Source organism: Tenuibacillus multivorans (assembly GCF_900103915.1).
GTDB lineage: Bacteria > Bacillota > Bacilli > Bacillales > Alkalibacillaceae > Tenuibacillus > Tenuibacillus multivorans.
Genome location: NZ_FNIG01000014.1, coordinates 36,441 through 49,458 on the forward strand (window position 1 = coordinate 36,441; position 13,018 = coordinate 49,458).

Genomic DNA, 13,018 nt, shown 5'->3' on the forward strand with positions numbered 1-13,018 from the left:
TTAAATGAGTGATGCAATACAATGTTCATCATCATAACGCGGGTTGTTCACATGTGAGCTAATTTCATAAGCTGTCATGTCATCATCAGGCAATTGTAAAATAAAATCCTTCATGTCACTTGCCTTCTTAATATCTCGGGCAAGCCATGCTTCTTCGGCATCCTTTGGTAAAATAACAGGCATGCGATTGTGAATCGATGACATAAATTCATTGGCTTCCTTTGTTAAAATCGTACAAGTGACACGTTCCTCATCACCTTGCTTCCAGCGATCCCAAAGTCCGGCAAAAGCAAAAAGCTTACGCCCCTCAAGAGATATACGCATCGGTTGCTTACCGTCTTTTCCTTTTTTCCATTCATAAAAACTATCAGCTACAATTAAGCAACGTCGACGTTCCATTAGTCGCTTAAAGCTTGGTTTTTGATCAGCCGTTTCAACCCGAGCGTTGATCATTTTACTACCGATGGCTGGATCCTTCGACCACGATGGCACTAATCCCCACTTCATCGTTCCCGCGCGATTTTGTTCACCATCATGAATAACGACAAATACATCCTGAGTAGGCGCAATATTATAACGAATTGGAAAGTCCAAGGGTTCACTTAAGTCAAATTCCTGCATAACTTCATCTGGATTAGCTATAAATGTAAATCGACCACACATATTATCTACCTCACTTTCACATCATCCAAAGCTTCTTGAATACGTCGTTGTGTTTCCTCTGCTAATTCATCTAAACTCATTTGTTCCACCTCATCAACTGAGATCGGATCACAAATCGTCATATAAACGGTGGCTTTTTTAATACGGTTATGATTATCTTCCAATATTTTATGCGTTCCATCGATCATAACAGGTAAAACGGGAACCTTTGCTTTTCTGGCTAAATTAAAGCTTCCACTTTGAAACGATAGCATCTCACGACCTAATGAACGTGTTCCCTCTGGAAAAATAGCAATTGGATGACCACCCTCTAACAATTGTATACCATTCTTAAAGGTTTTAACCGATTGTCGTCGGTCTTCCCGGTCTAAAAACAAGCAATCCATGACCTTCATCCACGGCCGTACAATAGGAATCTTACTGACCTCAATTTTTGATATAAAACCAAATGGATCTTTAAAATAGCCTAAATAGGCAAATATATCATAATAGGATTGGTGATTTCCGACGATTAAATAAGGTCCATCAGGGATATTCGCCTCACCTTTAATTATCATTTTCGAACCGGATTGTTTAAAAAATTGTCTTCCAAACCGCTTTGGAATGCGATGAACTTTTTGATTATATTCTTTTCTTGTTAGCTGTGTAGATTCTAATTTTCGGGCTTTCTTTAAAAAAGGTACTGTGTAAAGGACATAAATGACACCGTAAATCAAACTCCATATCGTACGCATAATCCTACGCTCCCTCACTATCTTTCTACGACTATTTTACTAAAAATATATCGAAAATAGTAGGATTCACTCTTTGTTTGTCTTGAAATATTTTGAAATATGTTAGAATGATTTTAACAATATTAAAGGGAAGGGTTATGGCATGTATAAAGACTATTTAGAACAAGCTAAAGTTATCATTTTTGACCTTGATGGTACATTGTATGAAGGAACCGATCACTTTAAACTACATGTTGAGAATTTAAAAGCAAAGCTCGATCAAGAGAAAAAACAAGCTTTTCAAGACATTTATGATCAAATATTATCTGGGAATCATCCTGTTCAGATTGGCAAGATTTATGATGGTTTACGAGACATCGTATGGGGATGGAATCCTTTTACTGAAGCGTTAACAGAAGCTTGTAATTGGGAACATGAACGCGTTCATGTTGATGGCGCTCCATCACATATCGCAGCCCATGAATTTGATTTCAAAAACTGGGTACCAATTGGAGACGGTTGGTGGCCACCATATGCGATTGCAAGACATTTTGGATTATCTATTGATGCTATTCAAGAATCATATAACCGTACAAAAGAACAAATGGCCCAGCTCGGCGGCTATTTAAACCAAACGCCAGGGTTAAAAGAATACTTAAGCGAGTTAAAAAACGATAAACATCTAATCGTTTGTACAAACAGTGATGGCGATGATGCGAAACGCTTGTTGCAGTTTTTAGAGATTGAGGAAAACTTCGACGAGTTAATTCCAGCAGCGATGAAGCCAGTCAATACGAAGAAGCATTTTAATTATGTTTTACAAAAATATGACGTTGAACCGAATCAAACTGTATCTGTCGGTGACAACTTCATGAACGAAGTTGCGCCTGCCTTACAACTAGGAATGAAAGCTGTATGGTTAACAGATGCGGCTGAAAAACCTGTCGATGATGATCAATTTGTATTAACAGATACGCTAGCTCAATCATTTTAAGAAAACCCGATTCACATATTTGAGCTTGCTGAAAATTATTCGTAAGAAATTATAAGAGTAAAGGACTCGCTGAGCACGAGTCCTTTTTTAACCGCAAAAATTGCCGACAAACAAAAACTTTCTCATAGAACGTGAGTGTTCAAGTTTGTTTAGTTTTTGTCCAAGTATTCCGTCTAAGTGTCCAAGTTGATAATCTTTTTGTTCAAGTTCCTTTAATAATTGTCCAAGTTAAAATTTCTCACACTATTAAAAAATAACTTAACTAAAGGTTAGACAAAACCAAAAGCTCTCATCCAAGGTTCGTAATTTCTTATTGTTCCACCCATTCCTTCAAAAATACTGGTAAATAATCATGCTGATATATATCTGTTGGATAATCTAAAAATTCTGGATGTTCATCTTCAAACATGACCTGTGCAGCCGCGTTTAATGCACCCATATAATCCTCATACAAAAATTCAAAGCTCACGGCCTCTTCAGGTAAATATTTTTCTTCACAATATTTTGGATTTGTATAATTCACGTAGGTCCGACACGGTAAAGGTCTAACGTCATAGGCCATACATGTATTCGTTTCAGTGTTTAATAATGGGCATGGAAGCTGTTTTTTCATATAATCGTACTTAATATCATGCTCTTGGAAATCAAGTGATGTTGCTTCTTTAACTAAACCTTCATATTTAGAATAATAGTCACGCAGATGACGTTTTATCGCTTGACGTCTTTCTTCGGGCATGGACTCTATAGATGCGATGATCATTTTCGCCTCTAATTTAGAAACGATAATTGGAAAATAACAACAGAATGCACAGCCCATCTGACAACTGGGCGCCATCCCCATATGTGCATCCATTTCATTCATCTTTTGTGACACTTCTTGAAGAAGCGTTTGGTAAATCTTCATCATTTTTAGTTTGGCCGGTTTTGCTTGGTCAAGTTCATCTTCAGCTAAGTCATAGAATGAATCTTCATTCAATTCAAAAGCCTTTAAGCTTTCCAAACGTTCCTTAACCTCTTCTATCGTACGATTTTCCATTATATACAACCCCTTAAAATCCTTCTGTTATCATATCACAAGATAAATCGCAAATATATGTTAAAAACTTCAAGGGGTTATCTCTTTAATCTTATAAATATAGATGATACAATGGCTTCTGCACAACTTGTGATGACATTCGGAAGAAAGAGGTGTTATAGATGTACGTAGGTTCTAAAGGATGGTACGTCAGTGAACTTAAAAAATTAGGTGTAAGTTATCATGAAGGGCGTAAAATTGAAAAATATGACGCCTCAACACTTGCAAACTTACTAGAAAGCAAGAAAAATTAACCACATTTATTACAGAGGCATTTCCCTCTGTAATTTTTTTGTTAAATTTTCTTAACGTCATTCGACATCATTCCGTGTTAGAATAGTTAAGTATAGATAATATGACGAGAGATGGAGGCATCTTTAATGTTTGCGAATGCAGAGATTGGAATCGATTTAGGGACTGCCAACCTATTGATATATAGTAAAAGCAAAGGCGTTGTTTTCAATGAACCATCAGTTGTAGCAATTGATACACATTCACGTAAAGTCTTAGCTGTTGGTAATGAAGCTAAACAAATGATTGGTAAAACGCCAGCGAATATTACATCAATTCGGCCGTTAAAAGACGGTGTGATTGCGGACTATGAAGTCACATCACAAATGTTAAGTGTCATGTTGAAAAAGGTTAGTAAACGTCTAGGAATGTCTATGCGTAAACCTAATGTGATTGTTTGCGCACCAACAGGATCAACTTCTGTCGAAAGACGTGCTATTGATAATGCGATTAAAGAATATGGAGCTAAACAAGTGCACATCATTGAAGAACCTGTAGCTGCTGCAGTTGGTGCTGGTCTTCCAGTGGACGAGCCAATATCAAACGTTGTCGTTGATATCGGTGGCGGAACAAGTGAAGTAGCGATTATTTCTTTTGGTGGTGTTGTTTCGGCTAATTCCATCCGAACGGGTGGAGACCTTATGGATTTATCCATCATTCAACATGTGCGTAAACATTACAATGTCTTAATTGGTGAACGAACAGCCGAGAACATTAAAATGGAGATTGGTCATGCGTTAATCGATCATGATCCATTAACGATGGAAATTCGTGGTCGAGACCTAGTGACAGGCTTACCAAAAACGATTACCTTAAATTCATCTGAAATTCAGGATGCTTTAAGAGAACCGTTAGAATCCATTTTAGAAGCTGTTAGATCCACGTTAGAAAACTGTCCACCGGAGCTGAGTGGTGATATTGTTGATCATGGTATCATGCTTACAGGCGGCGGTGCTTTATTAAAAGGCATGAAAGAATGGTTATCACAAGAAATTGATGTCCCTGTTCATGTCGCAGAAAACCCATTAGAATGCGTTGCGATTGGTACAGGTAAGTCCCTACACCTAATTCATAAATTACAAAAAGCAGCAAAATAACTAAAAACCTCTAGCACTCACGCTAGAGGTTTTTTCGTTACTAAATGGTTATTGTTAAACAGCGTATTTTGCTTTTCTATCAGTGTATTTTAGAATTATACAGGTGTATTTCGAAGTTTTATCGGAGTGATAGTTAAATCTATCGGTATATTTTTAATTGCTATCAGTGTTTTCCGGAATTTTATCAGTTTCATTTGCTTCTTTTTCGGTATATTTTGATTTGTCCAAGTATTTATAATCTCGTTTAGCGCCTTTTTTGATTGCCTTAAGATTAACATTAACTAAAATAACTCCAATAATAACGAGTAAACCACCAAATATCTGTGAGAACACAACTTTTTCGCCTAAAAAGATTATAGCACCTATCGTTGTAAATACAGGTAATAAATTTAAAAACACGCTAGATAATGATGGTCCAAGATCCGAAACGGCCTGATTCCATAGAATTAGAGCAATAACAGATGGGAAAATCCCCAAATACAACATACCAGTCATGTTAGAAGGCTCAACAATCTGCTCTGGGAAACCGACTACAAGCCATTCAATCATCATAGCCGGAAAGGTAAAGATGGAACCAAGTCCGATCATCACAAGCGTCCCACCTAATACAGGGAACTTATGATTATGTTGCTTCACGATAATGGTATAAAATGACCAAACAATCATAGCTAAAAGCATCGTTAAATCACCTGGGTTAAAATCCAATTGAATTAACGCATCGATTGAACCCCGTGTTAAGACCCATAAAGCACCAGTAAACGAAATAATCGTACCGATGATATGTCTCATATGTATAGATTCTTTTAAAATAAAATAAGATAAAATCATTGCAAAGGCTGGCGTCGTAGCTTCCACAATTCCTGCATTGGTCGAAGTCGTGAAGTTTAAGGATAAATACACTAACACATTAAATGTCGTAATGCCTGTAAGCGCAATGCCTACCAATGGTTTCCAATTTTCTCGCAAAATTGAATGATAAGCACGGAATTGCTTAATTCCGAATGGTAAAATGACTAAAAAAGCAATTAAGGTTCTAAAAAAGACAATTGTAATGGGTGGTAGTTCATTAATGGCTTTTCCGACTAAAAGATTACCGGAGAAAATAATTACTGTGACGATTAGAAAAATATAAGACCGAATCATGTCATCACCGCCTCAATTACCCATCATACTACTTTCCAATTATTAATCAATAAGTTAGATTAAAAAAAGCGGCCCATATTATAGAGCCGCTATAAACTTTGAACCGTTTTCGATATATCGTTTGATCTCGTAATAGCAGAAATGACGGAGACACCATCTGCACCAGCTTCAATGACCTCTTGTGCATTTTCGGGAGTAATACCACCGATTCCGACAATTGGCGTATTGGGGAGTTCTTCTCTTAACCGCTTAATCCATGCTGTACCAACTGGAACTTTCGCATCTTCCTTCGTTGACGTTCCAAAAATGGGCCCTGCACCAACATAGTCCACTTGGTCTATCGGACTTCGTTCAAATTCACGCATGTTTGATACCGATAGTCCAATTATTTTATCGGGATAACGTTCTCTTAAGGCTTCTGCTTTTTCATCATCCTGCCCGACATGAATACCATCGGCCCCCAAGATCTCCACTAACTCTGCATCATCATTAATGATAAAAGGAATATCATATGTCAGGCAAACATCTCGTAATTGTCGACCCAAATTCACTTTAGCCTGACCCTTCAAAGCATACGAACCCTTTTCACGAAATTGAAATATCGTTACTCCCGCTTCTATTGCTTCTTTCAATATTTCAACGGGTTCACGTTCACAATTTTGACTTCCCATAATAAAATACTTTCTTAATAATGCTCGATCCATCTGTGTCACCTTCTTACCTATTAACTTTTAATCTCTTGCTGCTCTTCCCTAAGCCCCCAATGATTCGTCGGACCATGTCCGCTCCCTAATGGATGGGCATGTTTTAATGCTGCAGTGACAAATTTTTTACTCCTATTAACAGCATCAACTAATGAATGGCCCTGACTTAAATGAGCAGTGAGTGCTGCTGAATAAGTACATCCCGTTCCATGAGTACTCGTTGTTTGAATACGTTCGGAGGTAAAATGATGGAAGCCCGCCCCATCATATAAAATGTCCGTGGCTTCTTCATTCAAATGTCCCCCTTTGACGAGAGCCGCTTTAGCGCCAAAGTCCTCTACAATTGTCTGGGCTGCCTTTTTCATATCGTCAAAACTTTCAATTTTTAATCCTGTTAAAAATTCAGCCTCAGGTATATTAGGTGTTACAACTTCAGTTAGTGGTAATAAATAATCTCTTAAATAATCCCTTGCCTGAACTTCTATTAAAACGTCCCCACTCGTTGCAACCATAACGGGATCCATAACATAAGGGATTGGGGATCTAGACAGTTTCTCATAAATAACCTCCATCATCTCAATCGTCGCAATCATTCCAGTCTTTACGGCATGAACAGGCATATCTGTAAAAACAGATTCTAGCTGTTCATCAATAAAATCAATGGGCAAATGATGGACAGATTGTACCCCAGTTGTGTTTTGAGCAACAGCAGAAGTCACAACCGACATACCATAGCTTTTTAATTCCTGGAACGTTTTTAAATCAGCCTGAATACCAGCACCACCAGTGGGATCTGTACCTGCTATCGTTAGTGCGCAAAATACGTTTTTCATATGCGTGACGCCTCCTGTTCGGAAGGCCATGTTTCACAAATGTATGCCATCTCCCAAAACTTCCATTCCAACTCACAGCTCTTTCGAAAAGCTTCTTTAATTAATTGCTTTTGTTCTTGTGAGACATCCTGTGCTTCCTGATCTAAACGATGTCTTAATTCAAGTGTGATTCTTTCGACCTCTTCATCGGCGTAAAAAGTAATCCACTCATAAAACGGATGAGACTTAGTCGGTTTATAAGTTTTTAACAATTCTTGGCCAATCTCTAAATATGTCCAAGGACAAGGGAGTAACGCCGCATAGATCTCTGCAATTGTCCCTGTTTGAGCATGATGCATCATGTGCTTAATGTAATGATCAGCTGTTGGCGGTAATGACGAGCTTTGAAGCGCTTCATATTCAACGCCTACATAATCACAAAAATTGTGGTGTGGATGAACCTCATCATTTAAAACAAACCCAATTTGATCAAAGAAAAAACGAATATCATCGCGCGACTTGGCTTTCACCATAGATAAAGCATAAATTTTCATGAAAGCATTTAAATACTCAAAATCTGCCTTCACGTAATGAATAATCGAATCCTTAGGAACATCACCTCTACCAATTCCATCGACAAAAGGGTGCGTGAATATCTTTTGAAAAACATCATCATTTTCTTGACGTAATTGCTCAGTAAAAGTCATTTTAATGGCCTCCTCATTTTTAAATCAAGATTATTGAACAATTAGAAGCATTAAGATCTCCTCATTACGTCACTCCCGTCTGTCTAGAGGCACAAAAAAACGCCAGGCCAAATAATGGACCTGACGATTTAGTCATACTTGTATTATAGTCAGCTACTTCCCTACGCTGGTATTAACCAGATCAGGTCCATAAGAGTCAGAAGCATGCGTACTTCCTCTCAGCCCACGCTTTAGGGCACCCCTAGTAGTTCTTATTATTTTAATTTTTACAATTTTAACATAACAAAGATTATCTACTTTGTCACGTAACTTTTTAATATTGGCTGAGAAGTCCCTTTTCCATTGCTACTTTTTCACACCTCAAATAAACCAATAGTCCTAAAACAATATAGAAAATCGAATTCAAAATTAACGCACTATAATCTAATGCCGTAAAGTCAGTCCAAGTATAACCATGAATCATCACATGGCGAATCATGTCCACACCTTTAACAAAAGGAGCGAAGACTAAGTATGGCGCGACTGATAATGGTACAAAGGTTAGACCCATTAAGATGAATTGTAAGATTTGTAGAAAGGATTGAATTTGCTTAACAATAATGGCTAACCCCGCCAGTAAAAATCCTATACCAACCATACCAATAGTCGTAATTAAAAAGATTGGTAATATTAAATCTACCCTAAAATACAACCACTGATTAGCGGTTAACATGGATAAGATGAGGAGAAATATCACAATAGTTCCATTTAAAAAGAAATTGGCTGTAATTCTGGCTAGTAATATTCTCCACATACCTTTAGGCGACATAAATAGCTGTTCTAATGTTCCCCGTTGAGCTTCTATTAATATAGTGAAGCCAAGGTCTTGTAAGGTCATTAGCATAAAGAACCATATGACATAGTTTACAATAACATATTGAATATTTGTATCAGCCATCTGCGGATCCCCAACTACATGAATACCTAATAACATGGCCAGAAAGATAAAGTAAAAGGTTAAAATCATACTAATGGTATTCGGATAATAACGTTTAAGTTCGATAAATTCTTTACGAGTATTCGCATTAACTAGATGCCAGAACTGTTTCATTCTCCGAACCCTCCTTAATCAGTTTCATAAACACTTGCTCAAAATCAACCGTTGTTCGGTCAATTTTTTCAATATGGGTTTGTTCTTCTTTTAAAATATCCATCATGATATAGAGATCATCGTCTTTTTCTAACGTTATTTCTATTTGATTTTCATTAATGTGGTATATTGGGAAGTTTTCTTGAATAGCCATTTTTTGATGCTCTGTTAGTTCATCAGTAATGGTGAAACAATAAGCCCGAGATTCGAATAGTTTTATAAGGTTATCTACTTTTTCATCGGCAATGACTTTGCCACCGTTAATAATAACCGTTCGTTCACAAAGGTCTTGAACAACAGGCATGTCATGTGTACTAATGATAATCGTTTTTCCTTGCTCCTTTACAATTCGCTTTAACATCTCCCGAACTTCATAGCCTGTTTCAACATCTAATCCTAATGTAGGTTCATCAAGTAATAGCACTTCTGTATCCGCGAGTAAAGCAACCGCTATCGCTAACTTTTGCTGCATCCCGCGAGATAAACTACTAACGAGTTCATTCTCCTTACTCTTTAAATTAAACAAGTCGAGTAACTCATTAATTTTGCCTTGTGCTTGTTTACGACTGACGCCCCTGTTACCGATAAAATACTCAAGATTTTCTTTTACAGTTAAACGCCAATATAAATTCCTGTTCCCCTCTAAGACTGCACTTATGTCATTCAAGGCTTTTAACCGATTTTTACTTGAATCCAAACCATTTATATAAACGGCTCCTCCATTAGGCTTTAATAAACCACAAATTGACTTAATCGTTGTCGTTTTGCCCGCTCCGTTTGGCCCTAACAAGCCTAGGATTTCGCCCCGATATACATCAAAACTAACGCCATCAACTGCTTGAACTAATTCCTTCATTTTTCTCTTTTTATAAATCTTTTGTAGGTCTTTTACCTCAATAATTTTCTCTTTTTCCAATCGGCACACTCCTTTATTTTTCCAAATATTTAAAACTATTATATCAGAAATATTCAGAAAAGTGATACAGCCTTGAGTGTGTTTGTTATTCAGACTAGAGACTGAGTTAAAAACCAAAAATATCCCTGAAAGATTGATTTATCTTTCAGGGATATCATCCTTATACCTTTGAGTATTCTTGAATAAGTAACGTTTTGCTAATTTTGCCGACGTGTGTTTTGGGAAGCTCATCGATAATGAAAAACTTTTTCGGAATTTTATAGCGACTCAATTTTTCGCCACAATAAGCGGCAAGTTCTTCTTTTGTCATGTTTTCATTTAATGAGACAAATGCGGCCACCATCTCGCCCCATTTATCGTGTGGAAGACCAACAACTGCGACTTCGTTCACTTTTTCATGTGATTGTAATAAGTGCTCAATTTCCAGTGGGTACACATTTTCCCCGCCTGTAATAATCATCTCTTTTTTCCGACCCGCAATATAGACAAAACCTTCTTCATCTTTTCGAGCAAGATCTCCTGTTTTAAACCAGTCCTGATAGAATGCTATTTCCGTTGCCGCATCATTATTCCAATAATATTCAAATAGATGCTTACCTTTCAGCCAGAGCTCACCCACTTCGCCGACATCAACCTCTTGGCTATTATCACCTACGATTTTGATATCATTAAACATCATAGCTCGACCTACCGACCCTGGATATTCCTTAGCGTCATCTGGATCTATATAAAAATTATTCGGTCCCGCTTCAGTCAGTCCGTACCCTTCTTTAAATGGTAGTCCTTGCTTATGAAAGGCTTGATAGATTGTTAATGGGCAAGGTGCACCGCCTGATAAGAATACCTTCATATCAGGGAACTCCGTTTGCTTAAATTCATCGGTTTGAATAATCATATGGTACATCGTTGGAATAAATAAAACGGTCGTACAACGATAATGAATTAAATCATGAACTGCTTTAATTGGATCAAAATTAGCCCGCAGTACAACTGTTCCACCAGATAATAAAACCGGGATCGTTAACGCATTCAAACCACCCGTATGAAACATCGGAATGGTCGTCAATGTGCAATCCTCCTGATTCAAATTCCAACTAACAATCGTATTAATCGCATTCCAAAATATCGACTGATGACTCAAAACAGCGCCTTTTGGCTTACCTGTTGTCCCACCCGTATAGATCATCGCTAACGGATCTTGTTCCTGTATATTGGGTTGAGGTAAAACAACATTTTCGGTAAATAATTGATCCACATAATCATTCGAACGAATATTAAGCGAAACATCCAGCCACTCATGTTCCCTCATGAAGTCTCCATGGACGGCAATAAGTTTCGGTTCTGAATCATTAACAACATATTCTAATTCATTTGATGATAATCGCCAATTTAACGGAACGAAAATGGCTCCAATTTTCATACAAGCGAATAAAAAATCTAAATAACTAATATGATTAGGGGCTAACAGTGCAACTCGATCTCCCTTTTTAATATCGTGATAGATGAAACATTTAGCCAAAATTTCAGCACGATTATTCATATCCTTAAATGACCATTGATCATTAGACTCTGCATCAATAAGTGCTATATCGTTTGCAAAAAGCTGTGCCCGTTTACTAATCCAATCTATCTCTACTGGCACACTCACCAACCCCTTCCATAAAACTATTAATTTTTATCTTATAGAAAGGGGTTACAAACGAGTTACAAAGGGAATTGTCAATGATTATACGTATAGTTTAGACGCGAAAGCCAGTTTTCTTTAAAGGCTCTTTTCGTAAATGTTGTTTCTATATAGCATGATATTGATTCGCTATCTGCGGACGCTTTCCGTGGGCACGGCCTCAACTTCCCAAAGCTCACTACCGTTCGCTTTGCGTGATTTTCGGCTCGTGCTGGAGTCGTCGCCTATCGCTCATCAATATTATTTCACCCATTATCTGATCATTGGTTCTAAAAACAACAACAAATACGAAAACAGCCTCTTTAAAAGTAAAAAACCCGCGAGCTTCGCGGATTCTTGCTTACATCATAATGCCACCATCAACATGTAAAACATGACCATTGACGTAATCGGATTCATCTGACGCTAAATATAAATAGGCATGAGCAATGTCACGTGGCTTACCCAATCTCCCCATCGGAACCTGTTTTTTCATGGCATCGACAACATGATCTGGCACTGATTCAACCATCGCTGTCTCTGTAAAGCCTGGAGCAACCGCATTTACATTAATATTTTTCCGAGCAAGCTCCTTTGCCCAAGTTTTCGTTAATCCGATTAAGCCTGCTTTTGCTGCGGCATAATTAGATTGACCGACATTACCATACGCTCCCGATACGGATGATGTATTAATGACTTTACCTTTTCCTTTTTCAACCAAATAAGATAAAACGGCTTGAGTACAATGGAAAACACCCGTTAGATTCACATCAATCACTTGTTTAAATTGTTCAGGTGTCATTTTAGACAGCATGGCATCCCGAGTAATGCCGGCATTATTCACTAAAATGTCAATGCCACCGTAAATGTTACGTGTCTGCTCAACCATTTGATCGACACTGCTACGATCTGCTACATTAACTTGAATAAATCTTACATCAAATCCTTGATTCTTTAAATCCTTTTCTCGATTCTGACCTGTCTTTTGGTCAAAATCTGCCAGAACTACTTTGGCACCTTCCTTGGCAAAAAGCTGTGCTGCCTCAAATCCAATTCCATTTGCACTCCCTGTAATGATGGCTACTTTATCTTGTAATCGTCCCATTGTAAT

The 13,018-nt window shown here is 37.6% G+C and carries 14 protein-coding genes and 1 riboswitch; of the genes, 3 read left to right on the forward strand and 11 right to left on the reverse strand.

The window, feature by feature from the left end:
- Window positions 1-663 carry an SOS response-associated peptidase gene (locus BLP77_RS15135; protein WP_093857963.1) on the reverse strand — a complete coding sequence of 221 codons (663 nt, stop codon included), beginning with the start codon at window positions 661-663 and terminating at the stop codon, window positions 1-3.
- 5 nt (window positions 664-668) lie between these two features.
- Window positions 669-1,397 carry a lysophospholipid acyltransferase family protein gene (locus tag BLP77_RS15140; RefSeq protein ID WP_093857964.1) on the reverse strand — a complete coding sequence of 243 codons (729 nt, stop codon included), beginning with the start codon at window positions 1,395-1,397 and terminating at the stop codon, window positions 669-671.
- 142 nt (window positions 1,398-1,539) lie between these two features.
- Between BLP77_RS15140 and BLP77_RS15145 the strand changes: the two genes are divergently transcribed.
- A complete protein-coding gene (locus BLP77_RS15145) occupies window positions 1,540-2,370 on the forward strand; it encodes an HAD family hydrolase (protein ID WP_093857965.1) in 831 nt (276 codons plus the stop codon).
- Window positions 2,371-2,680: 310 nt separating this feature from the next.
- Here the strand turns inward: BLP77_RS15145 and BLP77_RS15150 are convergent, their stop codons facing one another.
- A complete protein-coding gene (locus BLP77_RS15150) occupies window positions 2,681-3,406 on the reverse strand; it encodes a YkgJ family cysteine cluster protein (protein WP_093857966.1) in 726 nt (241 codons plus the stop codon).
- Window positions 3,407-3,567: 161 nt separating this feature from the next.
- Between BLP77_RS15150 and BLP77_RS15155 the strand changes: the two genes are divergently transcribed.
- Together BLP77_RS15155 and mreBH are read left to right on the forward strand one after the other, a co-directional pair.
- The gene (locus tag BLP77_RS15155) at window positions 3,568-3,699 is read left to right on the forward strand and encodes a YflJ family protein (protein ID WP_093857967.1); all 132 of its coding nucleotides are present in this window, start codon (window positions 3,568-3,570) and stop codon (window positions 3,697-3,699) included.
- A 126-nt stretch (window positions 3,700-3,825) separates the two neighbouring features.
- Window positions 3,826-4,833 carry a rod-share determining protein MreBH gene (gene mreBH, locus BLP77_RS15160; protein ID WP_093857968.1) on the forward strand — a complete coding sequence of 336 codons (1,008 nt, stop codon included), beginning with the start codon at window positions 3,826-3,828 and terminating at the stop codon, window positions 4,831-4,833.
- 153 nt (window positions 4,834-4,986) lie between these two features.
- Here the strand turns inward: mreBH and BLP77_RS15165 are convergent, their stop codons facing one another.
- From BLP77_RS15165 to fabG, 8 genes are all read right to left on the reverse strand, one after another.
- Complete coding sequence (locus BLP77_RS15165; RefSeq protein ID WP_093857969.1) at window positions 4,987-5,976, reverse strand: DMT family transporter; 990 nt, start codon at window positions 5,974-5,976, stop codon at window positions 4,987-4,989.
- A gap of 89 nt (window positions 5,977-6,065) precedes the next feature.
- Window positions 6,066-6,680 carry a thiamine phosphate synthase gene (thiE, locus tag BLP77_RS15170; RefSeq protein WP_093857970.1) on the reverse strand — a complete coding sequence of 205 codons (615 nt, stop codon included), beginning with the start codon at window positions 6,678-6,680 and terminating at the stop codon, window positions 6,066-6,068.
- Window positions 6,681-6,700: 20 nt separating this feature from the next.
- Entirely contained in the window at window positions 6,701-7,513 is an 813-nt protein-coding gene (gene thiD, locus BLP77_RS15175) for a bifunctional hydroxymethylpyrimidine kinase/phosphomethylpyrimidine kinase (protein WP_093857971.1), read from the reverse strand.
- A complete protein-coding gene (gene tenA, locus BLP77_RS15180) occupies window positions 7,510-8,199 on the reverse strand; it encodes a thiaminase II (RefSeq protein ID WP_093857972.1) in 690 nt (229 codons plus the stop codon). The genes thiD and tenA overlap by 4 nt, the downstream gene beginning before the upstream one ends.
- Window positions 8,200-8,340: 141 nt before the next feature.
- A riboswitch (TPP riboswitch) is annotated at window positions 8,341-8,452 on the reverse strand.
- A gap of 60 nt (window positions 8,453-8,512) precedes the next feature.
- Complete coding sequence (locus tag BLP77_RS15185; protein ID WP_093857973.1) at window positions 8,513-9,289, reverse strand: ABC transporter permease; 777 nt, start codon at window positions 9,287-9,289, stop codon at window positions 8,513-8,515.
- Window positions 9,264-10,244 carry an ABC transporter ATP-binding protein gene (locus BLP77_RS15190; RefSeq protein ID WP_307723647.1) on the reverse strand — a complete coding sequence of 327 codons (981 nt, stop codon included), beginning with the start codon at window positions 10,242-10,244 and terminating at the stop codon, window positions 9,264-9,266. The genes BLP77_RS15185 and BLP77_RS15190 overlap by 26 nt, the downstream gene beginning before the upstream one ends.
- Window positions 10,245-10,404: 160 nt before the next feature.
- Entirely contained in the window at window positions 10,405-11,886 is a 1,482-nt protein-coding gene (locus BLP77_RS15195; RefSeq protein ID WP_093857974.1) for an AMP-binding protein, read from the reverse strand.
- A 382-nt stretch (window positions 11,887-12,268) separates the two neighbouring features.
- Complete coding sequence (fabG, locus tag BLP77_RS15200; RefSeq protein ID WP_093857975.1) at window positions 12,269-13,012, reverse strand: 3-oxoacyl-ACP reductase FabG; 744 nt, start codon at window positions 13,010-13,012, stop codon at window positions 12,269-12,271.
- Window positions 13,013-13,018 lie beyond the last annotated feature (6 nt).